The 20,881-nt window shown below is 67.9% G+C and carries 15 protein-coding genes and 1 tRNA gene; 6 read left to right on the forward strand and 10 right to left on the reverse strand.

Annotated elements, in window-relative coordinates; all coding sequences use genetic code 11:
* Positions 1–23 precede the first annotated feature (23 nt).
* The 5 genes from D2E24_RS07295 to D2E24_RS07315 form a co-directional block, all read right to left on the reverse strand.
* Complete coding sequence (locus D2E24_RS07295) at positions 24–851, reverse strand: F0F1 ATP synthase subunit delta (RefSeq protein ID WP_125968682.1); 828 nt, start codon at positions 849–851, stop codon at positions 24–26.
* A 22-nt stretch (positions 852–873) separates the two neighbouring features.
* Positions 874–1,404, reverse strand: coding sequence for a F0F1 ATP synthase subunit B (locus D2E24_RS07300; protein WP_125968683.1), 531 nt, complete (start codon positions 1,402–1,404; stop codon positions 874–876).
* A gap of 68 nt (positions 1,405–1,472) precedes the next feature.
* Entirely contained in the window at positions 1,473–1,703 is a 231-nt protein-coding gene (gene atpE / locus D2E24_RS07305) for an ATP synthase F0 subunit C (protein ID WP_125968684.1), read from the reverse strand.
* Positions 1,704–1,811: 108 nt separating this feature from the next.
* Positions 1,812–2,624 (reverse strand): F0F1 ATP synthase subunit A, encoded by an 813-nt coding sequence (atpB, locus tag D2E24_RS07310; protein ID WP_125968685.1) that lies wholly within the window; start codon positions 2,622–2,624, stop codon positions 1,812–1,814.
* Between the two features lie 421 nt (positions 2,625–3,045).
* Positions 3,046–4,080 carry a homoserine O-succinyltransferase gene (locus D2E24_RS07315; RefSeq protein ID WP_125968686.1) on the reverse strand — a complete coding sequence of 345 codons (1,035 nt, stop codon included), beginning with the start codon at positions 4,078–4,080 and terminating at the stop codon, positions 3,046–3,048.
* Positions 4,081–4,525: 445 nt separating this feature from the next.
* Between D2E24_RS07315 and D2E24_RS07320 the strand changes: the two genes are divergently transcribed.
* Positions 4,526–4,602, forward strand: a tRNA-Met gene (locus D2E24_RS07320).
* 63 nt (positions 4,603–4,665) lie between these two features.
* Here D2E24_RS07320 and D2E24_RS07325 read toward each other — a convergent pair.
* Positions 4,666–6,915: a peptidase gene (locus tag D2E24_RS07325; protein WP_125968687.1), complete on the reverse strand. Its 2,250-nt coding sequence runs from the start codon at positions 6,913–6,915 to the stop codon at positions 4,666–4,668.
* A 239-nt stretch (positions 6,916–7,154) separates the two neighbouring features.
* Here D2E24_RS07325 and D2E24_RS07330 point away from each other — a divergent pair, with 239 nt between their 5' ends.
* Both D2E24_RS07330 and D2E24_RS07335 read left to right on the forward strand, forming a co-directional pair.
* Positions 7,155–9,392, forward strand: coding sequence for a maltotransferase domain-containing protein (locus D2E24_RS07330; protein ID WP_420897484.1), 2,238 nt, complete (start codon positions 7,155–7,157; stop codon positions 9,390–9,392).
* Between the two features lie 178 nt (positions 9,393–9,570).
* Complete coding sequence (locus tag D2E24_RS07335) at positions 9,571–10,065, forward strand: inorganic diphosphatase (protein ID WP_125968689.1); 495 nt, start codon at positions 9,571–9,573, stop codon at positions 10,063–10,065.
* A 487-nt stretch (positions 10,066–10,552) separates the two neighbouring features.
* Here D2E24_RS07335 and D2E24_RS07340 read toward each other — a convergent pair whose 3' ends face one another.
* Positions 10,553–11,749: a beta/alpha barrel domain-containing protein gene (locus tag D2E24_RS07340; protein WP_125968690.1), complete on the reverse strand. Its 1,197-nt coding sequence runs from the start codon at positions 11,747–11,749 to the stop codon at positions 10,553–10,555.
* Positions 11,750–12,610: 861 nt separating this feature from the next.
* On the reverse strand, positions 12,611–13,660 hold the full coding sequence (locus D2E24_RS07345) for a CPBP family intramembrane glutamic endopeptidase (protein WP_241222911.1): 1,050 nt from the start codon (positions 13,658–13,660) through the stop codon (positions 12,611–12,613).
* 534 nt (positions 13,661–14,194) lie between these two features.
* Between D2E24_RS07345 and D2E24_RS07350 the strand changes: the two genes are divergently transcribed.
* Positions 14,195–15,205 carry a response regulator transcription factor gene (locus tag D2E24_RS07350; protein ID WP_164521054.1) on the forward strand — a complete coding sequence of 337 codons (1,011 nt, stop codon included), beginning with the start codon at positions 14,195–14,197 and terminating at the stop codon, positions 15,203–15,205.
* Positions 15,206–15,400: 195 nt separating this feature from the next.
* On the opposite strand, the gene D2E24_RS07355 is transcribed toward D2E24_RS07350, so the two are convergent.
* Together D2E24_RS07355 and D2E24_RS07360 are read right to left on the reverse strand one after the other, a co-directional pair.
* Positions 15,401–16,891, reverse strand: coding sequence for a hypothetical protein (locus D2E24_RS07355; RefSeq protein ID WP_125968693.1), 1,491 nt, complete (start codon positions 16,889–16,891; stop codon positions 15,401–15,403).
* A gap of 335 nt (positions 16,892–17,226) precedes the next feature.
* On the reverse strand, positions 17,227–18,318 hold the full coding sequence (locus tag D2E24_RS07360) for a DUF805 domain-containing protein (protein ID WP_125968694.1): 1,092 nt from the start codon (positions 18,316–18,318) through the stop codon (positions 17,227–17,229).
* 165 nt (positions 18,319–18,483) lie between these two features.
* On the opposite strand from D2E24_RS07360, the gene D2E24_RS07365 reads away from it, so the two are divergent.
* Complete coding sequence (locus tag D2E24_RS07365) at positions 18,484–19,227, forward strand: PH domain-containing protein (RefSeq protein ID WP_125968695.1); 744 nt, start codon at positions 18,484–18,486, stop codon at positions 19,225–19,227.
* Positions 19,227–20,771 carry a PH domain-containing protein gene (locus D2E24_RS07370; protein WP_125968696.1) on the forward strand — a complete coding sequence of 515 codons (1,545 nt, stop codon included), beginning with the start codon at positions 19,227–19,229 and terminating at the stop codon, positions 20,769–20,771. The genes D2E24_RS07365 and D2E24_RS07370 overlap by 1 nt, the downstream gene beginning before the upstream one ends.
* The last annotated feature ends 110 nt before the right edge of the window (positions 20,772–20,881 follow it).

Below are 20,881 nucleotides of genomic sequence, written 5' to 3' on the forward strand. Positions count from 1 at the left end.
CTTATTGGTTGTTGAAATCTGTTTCAGGCTCCGGCCTGGATGCTGCGGCGCAGATGCTGCAGCTGCGCGACCACCGTGTTGTCGGTGATCTCGTCGCCCACCTGGATGCGCATGCCGCCGATGACGTTCGGGTCGACGACCGAGTTGACGTGCACGGGCCGTCCGACCTTCGCCGTGTAGACGGCGACGAGGCGCTTGACCTGCGCTTCGGTCAGCGGCACCGCCGTGGTCACGGTGACCATCGACTCGCCCATGTGGCGCGAGTACTTGTTGATGAGCCACTGGACGGTCTGCAGGTAGCGGCGGTTGCGCAGGTTGCAGGTGGCGTGCTCGGCCAGGCGCTTGGTGACCTGATCGAAGTCGGCCTTGCCGATCAGGCTGTACAGCAGCTTGATGCGGGCGTCGGCGCTCACGGACGCGTCGTAGAGCTTGGAGCGCACGACCGGCAGGTTGAGCAGCGCGGAGTGCAGCTGCGCCAGTTCGATCGAGACCTTGAGCGTGGTGCCGGTGGCGTCGCTGTAGTACATCATCGCGTCGACGCCGAAGTCCTCGACGGCGTTCGCGATGTCGGACACGCGGCTCCACTTGCGGCCGACCAGATCGGCCATGATCTCCATGGTCATCGGGTGGGCCGTGCCGCCGATCAGGGTCTCGACGACCGCGACCTTGTCCTCGACGGGACGCGACGGGTCGGTGAGCGCGCGTTCAAGCCGGGCGTTGTGGTCGAGCACGTTGGTGATCGTGAACAGCTCGTTGCCGATCCGCCACGCCTCCTTGCCCGTCTCGCGCAGCTTGGGTGCCAGCGAGTCACGAGAGACGCGATCGGCTATGCGCGATGCTTCTCCTCGCATGGGTCACCTCCCTTTCTTGGATTCACTTCTTGGCGCCGTCCAGGTCGGCGATCATCCGGTCGAGCATCGACGTCTGCACGTCGGCGTCGTCCAGCTTGGCGCCCAGGATCTTGCCGGCCAGGGCCGCGGCGAGCGTGCCGACTTCGCCCTTGAGGCTGACCATCGCCTGACGCTGCTGCGATTCGATCGCGCGCTGCGCGTTGGCGGTGATCTGGGCGGCGTCGGATTCGGCGCGCGAGCGGGCGTCGGCGATGATGTGCGACGCCTCGGCGCGCGCGTCGTCGCGGATCTTGGACGCTTCGACGCGGGCCGTGTTCAGCTGGGCCTCGTACTTCGCCTTGGCGGCGTCGGCGTCCTTGCGCGCCTGCTCCGCCTTGACGATGTTGCCTTCGATCTTCGCCGCGCGTTCGTCGAAGATCGCGTTGAACTTCGGCATGAAGAACTTATAGAAGAACAGCGCGATGACGACGAGGATGATCAGGGACCACACGATGTCGTACAGCTCCGGGATGAACAGCGCGATGCCGTTCACTTCTTCTTCGGCCAATGTCACTCCGAGGTCCTCCTTTCATGCGTGTGCGTGCTGGGCACGAAAAACGGTGTGTACCGGTACGTGCTGCCTTACGCGACGACCAGGGCGGCGACGAAGCCGAGCAGGCCCAGCACCTCGACGAGGGCCATGCCGATGAACATGATGGTCTGGATCTTGCCGGAGACCTCGGGCTGGCGGGCGGTGGACTCCATCGCCTTGCCGAACAGGATGCCCAGACCCAGGCCCGGGCCCAGGGCGGCGATGCCGTAGCCGATGACGGAGAGGCTGCCGGAGACTTCCGCGAGGGTGATGATATCCATGGTGTTTCCTTTCTAACGTATGACGACGTTACAAATCTTGGTATGCGTCCGGTCGGGCGGCGGCGTGCGATCACGCCGCAGTCCGCGCCGCACCGGCGCGTCCGGAGGTCAGTCCTCCGGATAGCTCAGGTTGATGTAGACGGTCGCGAGGATCGCGAACACGTAGGCCTGCAGGAAGGCGACGAACGCCTCGAACAGGGTCATGAGCAGCGAGCCGGCGAACCAGAGCACGCCGACGGGGACGCCCACCATCTTGTCGGCCATGTCGACCAGGCAGTACTGCAGGAAGCCGATGCACGTGGCCAGCATGAGGTGGCCGGAGATCATGTTCGCGAACAGTCGGATGGTCAGCGAGGCCGGGCGGATGACCAGCAGCTCGAGCAGCTGGATCGGGCTGAGCAGGATGTAGACCGGCCACGGGATGCCCGGGGTGAAGACCTCGTGGCGGATGTAGCGGCCCAGACCCTGCGAACGGGCGGCGGCGATCCAGTACTGGACCATGACCCACAGGGCGAAGACGAGCGGCATGACCATCGTCGCGGTGGCCGCCATGTTCGCGCCCGGGATGACGCCGCACAGGTTGAACACGAAGATCGTGAAGAACAGGGTGGTGATCATCGGCAGGTAGCGCTTGCCGCGCTCCTCGCCCATGACCGAGTAGACGACGCTGTTGCGTACGAAGTCGAGGCCCATCTCGACCACGCCCTGCCAGCGTCCGGGAATCAGCTTGGCGCGGGACGCCGTCGCCCCCAGCACCACCATCAGCACGATGGCGGCGATGACGCGGATCAGGATGATGCGGTTCATCGCGAACGGGGTTCCCTGGAACAGGATCTCCGGAAGGATGAAGTCCTCGACCGAGGGCAGATGCGGACCGGATTCGGATGCCAACGGCATGCCGACGCCGAACGAACCGACCATTTCACGCCTCCTGCTTCTCTTGTTGGTACAGGTGTCAGTTTAGCCCAACGGGCGGCGTCGATGTGACGAGGCGGTTACCCGCGCACCCGCATGAAGGGGTCTGCCTTGCGTGACGCGGAGTCGACGTAGTGGCATTCGACTCCGAATGGCTGAGAAGCGATTATTAGCCCGCGTTCGGACAAATCTCCGACGATTCGTCCGTCGCGCGGACGAACGGCTAAATTGCGCGGATTGCCCGGCGTTTCGCGCCGATACGGCCTTCCGGGACGGCCTGCGCGGCTATGCGACAGCGGCGTCCCGGATGTCGAAATTGACGGAATGTCAACGATTCTGGGCGGGTCCGCGGGCGTCGATGACGGCGGTCGGGCCGGTCGGATGGCGGTCGTCGGACGGCCGCCATCCGACGGACGTCGTCCGGCCGTCAGCCGCGGATGACGCCGTAGCCGTCGGCGGCGAACGGCGCGAACGCGTCGGCGCGCGGACCGCCCGGCTCGTGGCGGATCGAACGGTCGGTGCCGAGGCGCTTCTCGGCGCGCAGGCCCGGCACCTCGGTCAGGTCGTACGGCGTGGTCTGGTACACCCAGTTGAGCCAGTTGCGCCACAGCAGGTTCGCGTGCGCACGCCATGCGAACAGCGGTTCGAGCGACGGGTCGTCGTGCGGGAAGTAGTTCTCCGGGAACGGCACGTTGGTCAGGCCCTTGGCCATGTCGCGCTCGTACTCCTCGGCGAGCGTGGTCTTGCCGTACTCCCAGTGGCCCAATGCGAACACTTCGGAGAAGTCGCGCGTGGCGATCAGGCCCGGACCGGAGCGCGGACCCCACGTGAGGACCTGCAGGTCGGGCACGGCCGCCACGTCGTCCTCGTCCACGCCGGCCAGACGCGAGTGGGGCTGGAGGCAGATCTCGTCGAAGCCGTTGGTCAGGAAGCAGTACTCGTCCTGCAGATACTGCGGGAACACGCCGAACAGCTTCTCGGGCAGGTTGACCTTGCGCACGCCGTAGCGGTGGTGGAGCGCGGCCATCGCGCCCCAGCACAGGTACATGGTGGAGAAGACGTGCGTGGACGCCCAGTCGAGGATCTCCTTGAACTCGGCCCAGTAGTCGACGTCCTCGAACGGCAGGTGCTCGACGGGCGCGCCGGTGACGACCAGACCGTCGTAGTAGTTGTCGCGGAACGCGTCGAGCGTCTGGTAGAACGTGACCAGATGGTCGGCGCTGACATGCGTGCCCTCGTGCGTGGAGGTCTTCATGAAGTCGATCTCGACCTGCAGGGGGCTTTTGGAGATGAGGCGCAGCAGCTGCGTCTCCGTCTCGATCTTCTTGGGCATCAGGTTCAGGATCACCAGTCTGAGCGGACGCACGCGCTGGCGTTCCGCTTCGGGCTTCTCGAGCGCGAAGATGCGCTCCGAATCGAGGATGGCACGGGCCGGCAGGCCGCTGGGGATCTTGATAGGCATGGTTCCCATTATGCCGACGCCGCGGCCAACGGGGCCGCCGACGTCCCCGTCAACGTCCCCGCCGGGTCGCGGCCGCCGATTCCGTAGATGCCGTCGGCAACAGCTCCGCCGGGTCACGGCCACCTCCGCCGGGTCACGGTCGCATCCGACCGTGTCCTTTCCCGTCATCCGCCAACGATCCGCCGCCGGCACCGGGTCGTAGACGCCCCACTCACCCCGGCCGTCCACCGTTTCGTGGATTTGCGCGCGTCCGGACGACGGCGCCGCATGCAAATCCACGAAACGGATAGGCAAACCGTGGATTTGCATGCGTACGTCTCGTTCCGGCGCATGCAAATCCACGCCAGTTGCATGACCCGACGGATCCGACACGCCCGCGACACGCCGATTTGACTTATGTGGATTCGCCGGTATCTTAGATTGAGCTGTCTTTGAGACAAGCCGACGCGGGGTGGAGCAGCTCGGTAGCTCGCTGGGCTCATAACCCAGAGGTCCATGGTTCAAATCCATGCCCCGCTACCAACCGGAAGGCCGGGAATCGCAAGGTTCCCGGCCTTCGTCGTATTCACCCAGCAACCACATCCGTCAGTACGTGCCGTACGGGCGGCGGCTGACGGCGAAGGCGAGCATGCCCGCGCCCAGCAGGGCGAGCGCCGCACCGGCGACGAGCGTCGTGTCGGTTCCGGTGTGCGGCAGGGGTTCGTCGGGTTCGCGCACGGTCACCATCTCTCCTTCCGCGCCGAGGTCGTGGGTGGCGAGGATGTCGCCGTCCTTGCTGTACAGCGTGGCCTTCCAGTAGACGATGCCGGCGGTGGGCGATCTGGTTTCGGGGCTGGTGACGAGCTGATCGGTCAGGTTCGGATCGGCTTCCGCCCTCACGTTGTCGAGGAGCATGCCGTTGCGGCCGGGTTCCTCTCCTTCCGCTATCGCCTCGTAGGCGGTGAACGTCACGTATGCGCCTTCGGGGACGGGTCCGGTGATGTGCGCGACGTCGTGGAACGGTTCGTCCACGTCCACGGTGTCGGCGCTCACCTGGGTGGTCAACGTCACGGGTTCGGGTTCGGGCGTGTCGACGGGGTGGACGCGCACGCGCTCCCAGGCGTCGTCGTAGGCGCTGGCGGCGGGCATGACGCGGCCGTCGCCGGCGAACGACCATATGAATACGTACCAGCCGTGCGTGTCGGCGGTGATGGTGACGGGATCGCCGTACGCATCCGGCGATCCTCCGCCGACGCGGATGCGCCCGTTGACGGCCGGGTAGTCCCAGGTGCCGATGAGCCGGTGATTCGCGTCCTCCTGCGGCACGGAGGTTCCGGTCGGCCGGTGGTCGTCGTCACGGGTCGGGTCGTCCGGATCGCCGGACCACCAGACGCTGACCTGCGCGTACGGCTGGTCGGCGTCGATGCCGAGCGTGTCGGAGCCGGTGTACTCGCCGTGGTCGGCGGGGAATCCGGCGACGGTGATGGTGTCGCTGAGTTCCGAGCCGACGACCGCCGTATGTTCGGTGGCGGTCGATTCGACGCTGAGCCGGGTGCGGTTCATCGTGGTCTCCGCGATGTCGAGGAACGGGCTGACGGTGTCGCCGGCGAGGTAGTCGCGCGTCGATGCGTCCTGCCGATCGCGTTCGATGGCCCACACCCAGGTGCCGTGTCGGCCGTCGGCGGGCGCGGCGTAGGCTGTGCCGCCGTCGGGGCGGGTCGTCGCGGTGACGGTGGCCTGCTGGCCGGGATGGTCGAATGTGGCGGTGCCGTACGCGGAGGGTTCGTATCCGCTGTCGGCGAGCCGCTGCAGGAACGCCGCGGCGGTTTCGCCGTCGGTCGGCGACGTCGGACCGTCCGCGATCGCGTCATCGTCGATGCCGTCGAAATACCATCCGCGGGCGTGCAGGTCGACGCCGTCGGGCCAGTGGTCGTCATCGCCGGCGACGCCGACGGTGACCGTATCCTCGACCGGCTCGCCCGCATCGACGATGCGCGCGGCGACGGTCGTGGCGATCGTGGGCGTGAACCGCTGGCGCACGCGGAACGATATGGCCGTGCCGACGGTCGTGTCCTGTTCGGATGACGGGCGTATGAAGTCCTGCGCGCTGGTGACGCTGTCGAGCGCGCCGTAGTCGTAGGAGGGGGTGACGGTCACGTCGCCGTCGCCGGTCGCCTTCCATCCGATCGTGATGGGCGAACCGGTCGTCGTGCCGGTCACCGTCTGGCCGCCGTCGTCGAAGACGGCCGGCCCCTGCAGTTCGACGCGGTACGGCACGCCGGCGACCGCCGTGCCGCCGTCCGCGTTCACGCCGACCGTCACCGTGCCGGTGCGCAGTCCCTGCGCGTACGAGCGTTCGACGGTGATATCGGCGGGAACGGAACGCCCCGCCTCCTCCCATAGTTCGGCGGCGCGCGTCTTGACGTCGCCGTGGGCGCGGTACGCCTGCTCGCTGTACGAGGCCCATGCTGCCGGGTCCACGTCGAAATGGTCGTGTACGAGCGCGCCGATCGCGGCCAGCGTGATCGTGTCGCCGCCGGTGCGGTAGCGTTCCATCAGCCATGCGATGCGTTTGGTCGCGTCGTTGCCTTCGACCTTGACGGCGTCGCCGGCGGTGTAGTCGGTCATCGAGGCGACGTCGCGGCAGTAGTAGCGCGTGCCGTCGGGGCCGACCGCGGTGACGCCCAGATAGAGCGGGCTTCCGTTGTATTCGTAGATGACGTACGTGCCTTCGGGTGCGGCGTCCAGCCGCTGGGCCGCGTGCGCGACGCCGGCCGCCGTCGTCATGACGGCGATCGTCGCGGCGAGCAGCGCGAGCGCCGCCCTGACCGCGTTCCTGCGCAGAGTCGATATCATCCGTGCTCCTTTCGTTGCCCGCTGTGGCGCGGGATTGGAGCCATACTGGCAGGGTCCGGCTTGGCGGCGGCGGGTTTTCGGATGATGTGGTCGAACGGTGGGGTCGTCGGCGTGTTGTGGATAACTCGCGGTGGATAACCCGCCGACTTATCCACATCGGACGGGTTCGACGAGGGCCGTCGTCTCACGGAACCGCATCATGGCAGCCCGCGATCGACGGTCGGCCTACAATGGGCCGTATGGCAGAATCAGAGAAGAGCGCCGAAGAGCGCAGCAACAGCACCACTTCCACCGACCAGGCCTCCGCCCCCGCGACGAAGACGTCCGAAGCGAAGAAGCCGACCCGCACCCGCAGGACCACCACGCGCCGCACCGCCAAGAAGGCTGAGCCGCAGATCGGCGAGGCCCCGGCTCCGGTCATCCCCGTTGACGCACCCGGCCAGTTCGGCCGCGTCAACGTCATGGACATCACCCCGGCCGCCGAGAACGGCGTCTACCCGGCGCGCGTCGAACTGGGCGAGATGTTCCACATGACCGCGCAGGTGTTCATCGAAGGCCGCACCAAGGTCGGCGCCACCGCCGTCGTGCGCGGCCCGCGCGGCAAGGAGATGGCCCGCGTCCCGATGACCTGCACCAATCCGGGCCTCGATCGCTGGGAGGTGACGCTCGCCTGCGGCGAACGCTCCGACGTCAAGCCGTGGCAGCCGGAGTTCGCCGAGGTGAAGAAGCAGCTGGGCGAGTGGACCGTCACCATCGAAGGCTGGGAGGACATCTACGCCTCCTGGCTGCATGACGCGCAGATCAAGGTCAAGGTCAACGACGACGTCGAGAACGCGCTCGCCTCGGGCGCGCAGATGCTCGCCCGCTGGGCCGACGCGAAGGACTCCAAGCTGAACGCCGCGCAGAAGAAGACGCTGCGCGAGGCCGCCAAGGTCATGACCGACCGCACGCTGGAGCCGGCCGAGCGTCTCGCCGCCGCCGACAACGCCGAGATCGAGGCGCTGCACGGATCCAACCCGCTGCGCGACGGCATCTCCCCCAGCACGCCGCAGCGCTTCAAGGTCGAACGTCCGGGCGCCAGCTTCGCCGCCTGGTACCAGTTCTTTCCGCGCTCCGAAGGCGCAACCCGCGATCCGGAGACCGGCAGGATCGTGCCGGGCACGCTCGCCACGTCGATGGCCGGCCTGGAGCGCGCCAAGGCCGAAGGCTTCGACATCGTCTACCTGCCGCCGATCTTCCCGATCGGCGTGACCAACCGCAAGGGCCGCAACAATTCGCTGATCGCCGGCCCCGACGATCCGGGTTCGCCGTTCGGCATCGGTTCCGAGCTGGGCGGCCACGACACCGTCGACCCGCTGCTGGGCACGATGGACGACTTCAAGGCGCTCACCGCGCGCGCCCACGAGCTGGGCCTCGAGATCTCGCTCGACTTCGCGCTCCAGTGCTCGCCCGACCACCCGTGGGTCAAGCAGCATCCGAACTGGTTCCGCGTCAAGCCGGACGGCACCATCGCGTTCGCCGAGAACCCGCCGAAGAAGTACCAGGACATCTACCCGATCGACTTCAACGCCGACATGGAGGGCATCGAGAAGGAGGTCGAGCGCATCCTCAACCTGTGGATCGAGGCGGGCGTGACGATCTTCCGCATCGACAACCCGCACACCAAGCCGGTGCGCTTCTGGCAGGACGTGATCACCGCCGTCACCAAGAAGCATCCGGAGGTGCTGTTCCTGGCCGAGGCGTTCACCCGCCCGGGCATGATGCGCGCCCTGAGCTACGTGGGCTTCACCCAGTCGCACTGCTACTTCCCGTGGCGCAACACCAAGGAGGAGCTCGAGGAGTTCCTGCTGGAGACCAACGGCGACGGCGGCTTCTGGCAGCACAACACGTTCTGGCCCACCACGCCGGACATCCTCACCGCCTACCTGCGCGACAACGGCATCGCCGGCCACGCGGTGCGCGCCGTCCTCGCCGCGATGGGTTCGCCGAGCTGGGGCATCTACAACGGCTACGAGCTGATCGAGAACGTGCAGCGCCCCGGCTTCGAGGAGCAGATCGACAACGAGAAGTACGAGATCAAGGTGCGCGACTGGGACGAGGCCGACAAGTACGGCATCGGCACGCTGCTCGCCTCGCTCAACCGCATCCGCCGCGAGCACGCGTCCGCGTTCGGCTACCACAACGTGACGATCCTGCCGACGACCGACCCGTCGATCATCGCGTTCGCCCGCCACACGCCGGCCGAACTGACCGGCACCGGCAAGGACGAGACGATCATCGTCGTCGTCAACCTCGACGGCCACAACGCGCATCAGGCCGGCGTCCACTTCGAGATGACCGACTACGGCATCGACCCGAAGCACGGCGCGGTCCTGCGCGACGAGCTGACCGGCCGCGAGTTCACCTGGGGCTGGGACAACTTCGTCTCGCTCGCCCCGTGGGCCGACGTCGCGCACGTGTTCACCGTCGTGCGCTGACGCGCATCATCCGGCGACGAGTCGGCAGTGAGCCGGCGATGACCGTCAGGGGCCTGCCGTCTCCCCCATCGGAGGCGGCCGGCCCTCGTCATACCCGGGCCATCCGCCCGGCGCATCCGCGAATCGGGGTATTGTGGTGGGTGGCAACCTGCAACCGTCTATTTCAAGGAGAAACGACATGGCAGAAACCTTCAACGTCGTCGTGGAGATCCCGCGCGGCTCCAAGAACAAGTACGAGGTCGACCACGAGACCGGCCGCGTCTTCCTCGACCGTGAGCTGTTCACCGCGATGGGCTACCCGGACGACTACGGCTACATCGACGGCACCCTGGGCGAGGACGGCGACCCGCTGGACGCCCTCATCATGATCAACCACTCCGTGTTCCCGGGCTGCGTGGTCGAGTGCCGCGCCGTGGGCCTGTACCACATGGTCGACGAGGCCGGCGGCGACGACAAGGTGCTGTGCGTGCCGGCCGACGTCCGCTACGACCACATCAAGGACATCGACGACGTCTCCGAGTTCCACAAGGCCGAGATCAAGCACTTCTTCGAGCAGTACAAGGCGCTGGAGCCGGGCAAGGAGGTCCTGCCGGGCGACTACTGGACCAACGCCGAGGTCGCCGAGAAGGAGATCGTCGAGGCCCGCGAGCGTCTCGCCGCCTCCGAGGCCTGATTCCGGTTCCCGATCCGGGACCTGATTCCGGATTGCGGACCGTCATTGGCCGTCATGACGGCCGGCGCCTCCGCATATGCGAAAAGCCCCTCATCACGAGGGGCTTTTCCTGTAATGGAGGACCGGACGTTTTGCATGCCGTAGGTCTTGGCGCAGCGAGAGTAATTCCCGGCTTACCCATACGAGTTGCTCGTTAAGGGGTCGCCAGTGAGATGATGGTCGGGTTTGCCCGGGCATCTTCCTCACTGAGATGCCGCCAGCGAGACGATTACCCGGCTTGACCGCATATTCTCCTCGCTGAGAAGCCGCCAGCGATTACGATCAGCGGTTTGCTCCTGGATTGTTCTCACTGAGGAGCGGTCAGCGAGAACAATTCCCGACCTGACCGTGATGCATCATCGATGAAGGCTTCCCCACGGAAAGAAACGCCCCTAGCCCACCCCGCACAATCGCATATAGTGCGCAAGCAAGGGGACGAACCGGCGAATCAGCGGACGGCGGCCTTGATGCGGCGGGCGAGGGTCGCATCCCACATCGCGCCGGTGGCGCTCATCACCGCGTCGGCGCCGGCCGTGCGGTACGCGAGGTAGTCCTCGGGTTCGACCACGCCGCCCAGGCCGATGATCGTGTAGTCGAGCCCCAGCTTCTCGCGGATCGCGGCCAGTCGGGACACCATGTCGAGGCCGGCGCCACGGATCGCACGGCCGCACACGCCGCTGCGGTCGCGGCCCGCGCCCGGCAGCGCCTGGTTGCCGTCCTGGTCGACCAGTCGGGCCGAGATCGTGTTGATCGCGGAGAACGCCTGCACGGTGCCGCGCGCGGCGGTCTGCCGCACCATGAACTCGAGCGCCGAATCATCGACGATGCGACGGCCTTCGCCCCAGCCGCCCTCGACCTCGACCGGCGGAATGTACGCGAGTTTGATCGCCAGCGCGCGGTCGCCGATCTCACCCTTCACCGCTTCGGTGATGCGGCCGACCAGCTCCGGATCGTGGCACAGCAGACGGTTGTGGCCCTCGTTCGGGCAGCTCGTGTTCATGACCATCAGGTCGGCGCCCGTCTCGGCGACGAGACGCGCGGTGGCAACGTGGTCGGCGATGTAGTCGTCGGTGGTCATGCCGTCCGTGCGCGAGCCCTGGAAGCTGGGGATGAGCAGCTGGCCGTCACCGGCGGCCTCGATGGCGCGGCGCATGTCCGGCTGCCATTCGTCCGGATCGCGCGACGGCACGCCGAACGAGTTGGAGATGGAGATCGGCTGCTCGTAGCGGGTGTCGGCGAGGACGCCTTCGTCGAGTTCGGCGCTGCCCGGCGTGAGCGAGCCGTCCGCGGAACGCGGGTGGACGGCGAGGACGTTCGGGAACGCGTTGCAGCCCCACGCGCGCGAGCGGACCGTCTTGTAGGTGGCCAGGTCGAAGCCGGCGCGGAACGCGGCCGTCGTGAACCGCTCGTTGAGCAGCGGGCCGGCGGGGATGCCGAACGGCAGGCCGACGCGGTGGCCGAGGAAGTCGACGGCGGGCGTGGACGGGGCGGCTGCGGAATCGTCGGAATCGGACGGATGGCCGGCGGCGGACGGGGACGTGGCGGACGAATCGGCGAGCGCCTCGGCGAAGGCGCCGAACGGGCCCTTCGCATAGTTGTCGTCGTAGCTGAGGTTGACGTCGTAGAACGGCTCGAACTGGCTCATGGATCTCCCAACAATCGCACGGAACTCGGTGTTTCCACTGTACGGCACGCCCCGGCCGGCGGTTCGGCCGCGTCTCACCGCGCCCCGGTGGCTCTGCGGCCCGCCTTGTATCCGGCGGACCACCTTGTGTACGGCGTATCACCGATCGCGTCGCAATCCGCATGCCCGACCCGTCCCGCTTACAAATCCCGACGCAAACCGGGCCGTCAGCGTCGTCATCCGCGTACGAAGAGTCCAACACATACAGATTGCGACGCAAACTGGGCCGCCAGCGTCGCCGTTCGTTTGAGAGGCGGCGAAATCATGCGAACAGCGACGCAAAACGCCCCGCCGGCGTCGCAATCGGTACAAGTCGCAATCCATCTGCGGAACCCCGCCATTTACCGATTACGACGCAAACCACTCCATCCGCGTCGTCATCTGCAAGAGAGCCGTCAAACATATGCGGGTTGCGACGCAAACCGGGCCGTCAGCGTCGCAATCCGCATACGGAGAGTCCTCCGCGAACCGATTGCGACGCAAAGACCCCCGCCCGCGCCGCAATCGGTACAAGTGGCAGTCCACGCAGGGACGGACGGATCGCACGAACAACACGACGCAAACCGGGCCATCGGCGTCGCCGTTTGTATGAGGAACGGAAGGAACATACGAATCCCGACGGAAACCGGGCCGTCAGCGTCGCAATCCGATTATGGGGAGTCCGACGCATACCGATTGCGACGCAAACCGGGCCATCAGCGTCGCCGTTCGTATGAGAGACGGCGGAATCATGCGAACAGCGACGCAAAACGCCCCGCCTGCGTCGCAATCGGTACGAGATAATGCGACGCGGGCGGGGCGACGTACGGCGGGACGATCCATCTAGCCGATCATGGCGGAAGCGAAGGAGACGAGCGTGACCACGCCGTTGATGATGACGAACGCGAGGAACCAGCCGGTCGTCCAACTGCGGTAGGTGCCGGGTTCGGAGCGGTTGATGCGCGCGTATTCGCGCAGTCCCCACCCGTGGTTCATCCAGACGGCGATCAGGCCGCCGATGCCGACGATCATGAGCAGGAACGCGTACGCGGCGTCGCCGGTCGGGCCGAACGACGCGGCGAATTCGCTGAGCACGCCGCTGATGACCGCATTGTTGACGACATGCAGCGCAATCGACCAGACGAGCGAGTATTCCATCGCGACGAAGCCGAACACGAGGCCGCACAGGAACGCGAACACGCCCTGGACGACGTCGTCGTGGAACAGGGCGAACATGAGCGCGGACGTGACGATCGCGAAGTTGCGGCCGAACGGCCTGAGCTGGCGCATGAGCACGCCGCGGAACACGACCTCCTCCACGACCGGCCCGATCAGGCCAATGTACAGCCACATGCTCACGGTCACCGCCGACTCGTCGAGGCTGTCCGACGTGGGTGACACGAGCGGTATGCCGAGGGCGGCGAAGATGAGCTGGGCAAGGATCAGTACGCTCTGGACGCCGATGACGAGCGCGAGGAACGTGAGGAACCAGGCGGGGCGCATGTCGGCGTGCTCGCCGGGCACGCCGGTCCAGAACGCGCGGGTGAGAATCATGCGGTGTCGCATGAGCAGCATGAACAGGAAGCCGACGAGCACGGACGCCAGGCTCAGCATGCCGGTCCAGCGCAGCATGATGTCCGACGCCATCTGCGCGTCGGTCATCAGCCCGCCGTCACCGGTCGCGCCCGTCGCACCCGAGCGCGCGATCATGGCGACCGACGCCACGACGCCGATGATGAGACCGAAGACCATGCTCGCCGCCATGATGATCGTCTGGTAGGCGAGGATGAGTCCGGCGGACCGGTTGACCGTGCGCCGCAGCGCATACCGGCGCGCCGCGGCCGGGTCGACGGGCATGCCGTAGGAGCCGGCCGACGGCATGGGGGCGTACATGCCGGGTTGCGGCGGCATCGAGCCGCCCGGCCGGCCTTGGCCGACGGGGCCGTTGTGGCCGATGGGACCGGCTGCACCGCCTTGCGTAAACGACGCGTCGGATTGCGACGGATACGGCGGGTACGACTGTTGCGAGTACTGCGGGTACCGCTGCGGCGGGTACTGCTGTTGGCCCCACTGCTGGGACGTCTGCTGGGGGACAGGCTGGGACATCCGCCGAGACGCCGACTGCGACGACGGCGTTTCACGTGAAACGTCTGCGGCGACATCGGCAGACGTTGCGTCGGAGACATCGGAAGTCATGTTTTCACGTGAAACATACTCGGGCGCGGTCGAGGATGCGGAATCCGGTTCCGCCGGCGGCGTCGCCGGCGTAGCGGGGCGGTCGGAGGGTTCCGGCATCGACGCCGGCTGCATATCGTTCGTTTCCATGGCCACAAGGCTACGCGACTTTCTGCACGTCGCCTGAATGCATTCGACGTCCGTGGACAGCCGTCCCCGCCGCCTCCCCGCGGCATCCCTATGATGGAGGCCATGACCAAGCCGAATGAGGGAGAGCGACCGGCCGTCGAAGAAAAGCCGGCCGCCGAAGAGAAGCCGGCCACGCCGCTGACGGTCGCCGCGGTCGACAACGATCGCATGGCCACAATCGCATTGCAGGGCATCCTGCCGCAGCTGCTGCCCGGCGCACGATGGCTGTGGAGCGCCGCAACCGCCGACGAGGCGGTCCGCACGGCACTCGCGCCCGACACCCGTCCCGACCTGCTGCTCGTCGACATGTCGCTGGGCGAATCGACCGGCATCAGCGTATGCCGCCGTATCCGCTCGCGCACCAACCGCGTGCCGATGCTCGCCATCACCGCGTTCTCGGTAGACACGTACGCCGACCGCGCGGCCACGGCCGGCGCGCAGGGCATCGTCTCCAAGGCCGACATCCCCCTCCTCGCCCGCGCGTTGCGCACGATCGCCGCCGGCCGTACGTTCGATCCGGACGTCGCGGATGGCGACGACGCCGGTGGTGCCAACGCCGACGATGCCGCGAGTTCTGCCCGTCATCGAAGTTCCGCACGGCCTGCTTCCGCATGCGCGGCAGGTCGGTTCCAGACCGCGTTCGACGCGCACCGGCGCATCGCCTATGGCGAGCGCCCGGCGACGACGGTACCGTCGAGCGGCGCGCCGATGCCGTCGGCGGCAGCGGTGACGGAAGCGATAACCGCAGGCAGCGGAGGCCGGTCCATCGGCGCCACGACCGGCAACGGCGCCACGACCGCGAGCCCATCGTCCGACGCGCGGCGCGGTTCGGCGACGACTCACCCGACGGCCGCATCATCGGCGCCGGCATCACCGTCGGCGGATCTGCCGCCGCGGCTGGGCGCGAAGGAGGCGCAGACGCTGCATCTGCTGTCGCGCGGCATGACGTATGAGCAGATCGCAGCCCAGTGGGGCGTGGCCGCGTCGACGGTGCGCACGCATGCGCATCGCGCCGTCGAGAAGCTGGGCGCGCATTCGCTCGCACACGCCGTCGCGATCTGGCTCAGCCGGTAGGCAGCTGACCACCGGCCCCGATGGAACATAGCCGGGCGTTCTCAACGCCGGTTCCGGCAGCAGAATGGCCGGGCGTTTGCCGCTGCCCCCGATGGCAGAACGGCTGGGAGTGGTTTCCGTCGGTTCCGACGGAGTGGCTGGGCTCACATCTCCATCGGTATTGACGGAACGCGCCGCCCGGCCACATACGCCGGCTCAGTGGAGCGGCAGTTCGACGCCGATCATCCAGCTGCCGTCGCGCGCGCCGGCGGTCATCGTACCGCCGAGCGATTCGACGGCGGCGCGGTGCAACGCGAGTCCGCTGCCGTGCCTGCGGTTGCTGCGGCGGGGGTTGCGGGGTCGGCCGGCGGACGGCGTGGGTTCTATCGGGTTCATCGCGCTGATGCGGATGCGGTCGGCATCGATGCCGACGAACAGGCTGTACACCGGCTCCGGCGGCGCCGCATGCGACGTCACGCATGGCGCCGCCCCTGTGGGCGCACCCATTGCCGTAGCCGGCATCGCGCCCGTAGCCGGCATGTCCAGCGACGGCATGGCGGCCGCAGAATCGTCCGGCATCGGACAATGCCTCACCAGGTTCGCGTAGATCTCCTCCAACAGCGCCATCGTCACGCGGCGCACCGGCTCGGACACGGCCGGGCCGCCGTCATAGGTCCCGTGGCCGATATGTCCGGAGCTGTCGGATTCGGAGCCGTCCGCCTCGCCGGCGGCCGACGAGGCGTCATAGGCACCGTCCTGCGGGCCATCATGTGCACCGTCGCACGCATCGTCGTATGCGTCGGCGCGCACGTCGACGCGGGAGACGCCGGGCAGGCCGAGCATCGTCATCACGCGGTCCTGGTCTTCGAGGTATTTCTCGATCTGCATGTCGAACGCGAGCGGATGTGCATCGTTGGAGATACTTGGACCCACATCGTCCAAAGACCGCTTGCCGTTGAGCACATCGATTACCTCGTGCACCCGGTCGAGTGCGTGGTGCGAACGTTCGTAGATGGTGTCGAGCATCAGGTCGCGCTCGCCGCGGTCCGGCTCGCCTTTCGCGCGCCAGGCGAGCATCGCGATAGTCGACATGTCGTTGGCGACCGCATCGTGGATGACATGCGCCAGCTCCTGTTCGCGGGTGACGCGGCCGAGCAGCATCTCGCTGCGGACCGCCCGTTCGTCGGCGTCGTCGCCGCGACGGAACGCCATGCCGAACACGGTGAGGAATCCGAACGCCATCAGATCGAACATGATCGTCGCGACGAATATGATCGGCGTGTAGTGCGGCAGCGCCGCGGCCGCCGGTTGCGCCGGCGACGCCGTCGGGTCGGCGGTCGCGCCGAGCATCGCGTCGATCATGCCGTCCACCACGCCGCCGCCGAACGACGATGCACCCAGCCAGGTGAACATCGCCGCGTCGATCAGCACGTACGCGCCCAGCATGGCGACCGCCACACGCCGGGACAGCGCGTATCCGGCGGTCAGGAACGCGGCGATGAGGGCGAAGTCGACCGCCGTCCACGAACCCGCGGCGGACAGCGGCGATGTGGCGAGCGCCGCGACGACCGTCAGCGGTGCGATCGTGCGCGCGTATCGAGGCATCACCGCGACGAACGCCGCGCAGACGAGCGTGGACGCGACCGCCGACGGCGTTGCCGGCGGGACGATGATCATCGCCACGACAATCAGTGCGATCGTTTCCACGGCGACCTTCTGCGCGAAATGCGGTTCGCGCCACCAGGCCAGCAATCGTCGCCATGTGGACGATGCGGACGATGCCGACGCCCCGGACGGTATGAACATTGCAGACGATGCAGAAGCCGCAGTCGTCGCGGACGTTGCAGACGCGGCAGTATTTGCGGACGATGCAGACGCAGCAAACGATGTAGACGCGGTCGATGTTGCGGACATGGCCGACGGCACCGGCGTTGCGGACGCAGACGACGAGGCGGATGATGCCGCTGTCGTCGGCGTCATCGTCGGCGTCGGCGTCGGAGACTCGGGCGTCGCCGGTGCCGGACCGGCCGATGGATTCCCGATCATCGCGCCCCCGTTCCTTCATCGGAATCGTCGGATTCATCGGAATCATAGGACGCCATCGTGCGCCCAGCCCCGCCGACGGACGCGAGACGCCGCCCCGGCCGTCGCGTCGGGCGCCATGCGGTGCGGCGGCGCGGCCGGTCGAACCGGGCGCCGCGCGGGTTGGGCGGCAGGACCATCAGCACCAGCGACACCAGCGCCGACAGCAGTTCCATGCCGAGGAACACGAGCATCGCGACGACGACCGTCTGCACGGCGAACGTTTCCCCAGCAGATCCGCCCGCCGTCGTCGCCCCCGATTCGGCGTCCGCGAGCGCCGCCATCACACCGCCGACGATGAGCGATCCGACCAGCATGACCACGGCGCCGACCTGCAGCAGCGACGGGATGAGCACCCACCAGCCGCGAAGGTTCGCGTCGTGCAGGCGTCGCACCGACGTCGACAACGACGGCAGCAGCAGGATCAGCTGCACGATCAGGGCCGCGACGGCGGCGGGCGAATCGTCGACGCCCACCGGCAGGCCCAGGCATTGCGAGACGCCGGCCACGAACGTCACGACGGCGGCCATCAGCAGCATGCGGAACAGCCACGACCACCAGTATTCGCCGCGCGACGCGCGCCCGCGGAACACGAGCGCCTTGCGCCAGAAGCGGTCGACCGCGGCGGGGAAACCGATGCCGTACCACGGCATGTCCAGCGGCGGCCGCATGGTCTGCCGACGCGGATATCCGGCGGCGCACGCGTCGCCGAACTCCGCCGGGGTCGGGTAGCGGGAGGCGGGGATGTACGGGTTCGGCGCGGTGTACGGATCCGATGCGGCGTACGCCTCTGGTGCCGAGGCCGTGCCTCCCGGTATCGGAGGCAGCGTCGCCGGCGAGTATGCGGTGGATGACCCCGACGCCAGGCCGGACGTTCCAAAGGTCGGTGCCGCGCCGGCTCGGCGGACACCGTCCGCGATCGGAGCCGGACCGGCGGTCGATGCGGGTTGCGGCATCGTCGGCCCCGCGTCAAGCGAATCGGGGGCATCGGAGGAATCGGCCCGGGCGTCGTCGGCGTCGGCCGGGCCTGCATTGGTTTCGTATCGGTTCATGGCTCCGACTCTACCCACGCGGAGGCGGGCCCGCGGCGACGGTACACAGGCGTGTACCCGGCGGCCGGGAACCGTCGTCGCGCCGCTACAGTGGAGGTCAGATGATGTACCCGCGCGCGCGACGACGATGACGAACCGCAAGCGCAACGAGAGAAACGAGCGATCATGACCATGCACACGATTCCCGACGGCGTGCCCACAACGGCGAGCGCCGACGCGGCGTCCGCGACGGAAGAGCCGGACGGGACGCGCGGCAGCCAGATGGCAGCGGGAGCCACACCAAGGCCCGTCGCCCCCGCGGTCCGCCCCGCCCCCGCGGCCCACCCCGCCATCGAGCCCACAACCGAGCCCACAACCGAACCCACGCCCGCACCGGCGTCATCGGCCTCCCTCGCACCGCCCGCCACGCCCCTCCCCCGCAGCGACGATGAGGAGTGGCGGGCGCTGCCGGAGCGGATGCGGCGCGTGTGGATGGCGAACGAGGCGATCAGCTGCGCGATCACGGTGGCGGTGTGCGCGGTGTCGGCGATCGTATGCCGTTGGAACGGCTGGTGGGATGTCTGGCAGCCGCTCGTGCTCGCGCTGATCGCCGCGTACGCGCTGCTCGCGCTGGCGGTGCAGCCGGTGCAGACCCGCTACCGGTACGCGTTCCACCGCTTCCGGATCGGCGCGCGCGACATGCGCATCCGCACCGGCTGGCTGTGGCGCAAGTCGACGACGATCCCGTTCAACCGCGTGCAGCACGTCGACACGAAGCAGGGGCCGGTGCTGCGGCATTACGGCATGACCACGGTCGTCGTGCACACGGCGGTCGGCGAGCATGCGATCGAGTCGCTGACGACCGACGAGGCGGAGCGCGTCGTCTCGCTGATCACCGCGCGCGTCGCCGCCGCGAAGGAGGACGTGTGATGACGCCCGCCGATCCCACGCCCGCGCCCGTCGCGCCAGCCGCACCCGCCGCTCCAGCCGCGCCCGACCGGTGGCGCCGGCTGCATCCGATCGCACTGGTCACGCCGTTCGTCGGCATGTGCCAGACCATCGGATGGCTGGTCGTGATCGCGTTCGTCACCGGCGGATGGTCGACGCTCAAGGGCCGCGTGCTGTTCGCGTTGGCCGGCGTCGTGCTGGTCGTCTCGCCGTTCACGTCCGTCGCCCGATGGCTCGCGACCCGCTACCGACTGACCGACGATTCGCTGGAATTCCGATCCGGATTGTTCTTCCGGTCGCGCCGCGCCATCGGATACGACCGCATCCACGCGATCGACGGCACAACGCCCGTGTGGATGCGACCGTTCGCCGTCGTGCGATTGACCGTCAGCGCCGGCGGCGACGAATCCGACATCACGCTCGACGCCGTCCCCGCGATCCTGCAACTCGAACTCGAATCGCGGCGCGACACGGCCGCCCGGATCACGGACGACGCCACCGACACCGACATCAACGCACGACCGACCGTGACGGAACTGCCGGAAACCACCGGCATCGCACGCCCCGCCGACGCGACGCAACCGGTGTTCCGTGCGTCGACGCGCGACATCCTGCTGTTCGCCATCACCGACATCGGGTTCCTTGCGGCGGCGCTCGCCGCGTGGGGCGTCATCCAGCAGTACGAGGATTTCGTGCCCGACTCGTGGCGCGACGCGGCCGTCGGCGCGTTCGACGGGATCGTCGCGCGGGGACTGCTGTCGATTGCGCTGTTGGCCGTTGTGTGCATGATCGTGCTGGCGGCGGCGAGCGTCGTCGCGTCGATGCTGCGGTTCCATGGGTTCGAGGTGTGGCGGCGCGGCGACGATCTGGTCATCGCGCGCGGCCTGCTCACCCGCCGCACCGTCACGTTGCCGGTCTCCCGCATCCAGACGGTCGTCGTCCGCCAGTCGCTGCTGCGACGCCCGTTACACCTGTGCTCGGTCGAGGTCGGCCTGAGCACCGTGAACGCGGGCGACGAATCCGGCGACGAGGCGACGGCCCGTTCGCGCATCCTGCCGGTCGTCGGCACCGGCCGCGTCTGGGCGATCCTCGCCACGATGCTGCCCGAATGGGACCTGCACGAGCCGACCATCCGGCATACCGGGCGCGGTCTGACCCGCTATTTCCTGACGATGCCGCTCGCCGTCGGCGCGATCGCCACCGCGTGCGCGGCGGTCGCGGCGCTGATGATCGACGCCGTACCATGGTGGCTGATGATGGTCCCCGCCGCCGTCGGCCTGCTGTGGGCGTCGATGCGGTTCGTCCATGCTCGCGAGGAAGGCTACGATCTGGGCGGCGGGTCGTCCGATGAGCCTGACCGGACCGGCGCCCGTCAGGATCGGATCGCCGTGGCGGGCGCGACGCGCTGGACGCGCACGGTGACGTTCACCCGACGCCAGCGGGTGCAGTCGTTCACGCGCACGACGACGCTGTGGCGGGAACGGCGCGGTGTCGAACGTGTCGGGATGCCGAGGTGCCTCATTTGAAAATGAGCGCGTAATCCGGAGTGGTGCCTCACCTGTGGTGAGCGTGAAATCCTAGTCCGCGTCGGCTTGTGGGGTTTCGTCGTCTTCCGGTTCGACGCCCGCGATCCGGG

The sequence above is a fragment of the Bifidobacterium samirii genome, from assembly GCF_003952945.1.
In the GTDB taxonomy this organism is placed as follows: Bacteria; Actinomycetota; Actinomycetes; order Actinomycetales; family Bifidobacteriaceae; genus Bifidobacterium; species Bifidobacterium samirii.

Excerpts from the sequence above, each read along its gene's own strand:
- D2E24_RS07295 (WP_125968682.1), bottom strand. The coding sequence starts at position 851 with ATGCGAGGAGAAGCATCGCGCATAGCCGATCGCGTCTCTCGTGACTCG.
- atpE (WP_125968684.1), bottom strand. The coding sequence starts at position 1,703 with ATGGATATCATCACCCTCGCGGAAGTCTCCGGCAGCCTCTCCGTCATC.
- atpB (WP_125968685.1), bottom strand. The coding sequence starts at position 2,624 with ATGGTCGGTTCGTTCGGCGTCGGCATGCCGTTGGCATCCGAATCCGGT.
- D2E24_RS07315 (WP_125968686.1), bottom strand. The coding sequence starts at position 4,080 with ATGCCTATCAAGATCCCCAGCGGCCTGCCGGCCCGTGCCATCCTCGAT.
- D2E24_RS07325 (WP_125968687.1), bottom strand. The coding sequence starts at position 6,915 with ATGATATCGACTCTGCGCAGGAACGCGGTCAGGGCGGCGCTCGCGCTG.
- D2E24_RS07330 (WP_420897484.1), top strand. The coding sequence starts at position 7,155 with ATGGCAGAATCAGAGAAGAGCGCCGAAGAGCGCAGCAACAGCACCACT.
- D2E24_RS07335 (WP_125968689.1), top strand. The coding sequence starts at position 9,571 with ATGGCAGAAACCTTCAACGTCGTCGTGGAGATCCCGCGCGGCTCCAAG.
- D2E24_RS07340 (WP_125968690.1), bottom strand. The coding sequence starts at position 11,749 with ATGAGCCAGTTCGAGCCGTTCTACGACGTCAACCTCAGCTACGACGAC.
- D2E24_RS07345 (WP_241222911.1), bottom strand. The coding sequence starts at position 13,660 with ATGTACGCCCCCATGCCGTCGGCCGGCTCCTACGGCATGCCCGTCGAC.
- D2E24_RS07350 (WP_164521054.1), top strand. The coding sequence starts at position 14,195 with ATGACCAAGCCGAATGAGGGAGAGCGACCGGCCGTCGAAGAAAAGCCG.
- D2E24_RS07360 (WP_125968694.1), bottom strand. The coding sequence starts at position 18,318 with ATGAACCGATACGAAACCAATGCAGGCCCGGCCGACGCCGACGACGCC.
- D2E24_RS07365 (WP_125968695.1), top strand. The coding sequence starts at position 18,484 with ATGACCATGCACACGATTCCCGACGGCGTGCCCACAACGGCGAGCGCC.
- D2E24_RS07370 (WP_125968696.1), top strand. The coding sequence starts at position 19,227 with ATGACGCCCGCCGATCCCACGCCCGCGCCCGTCGCGCCAGCCGCACCC.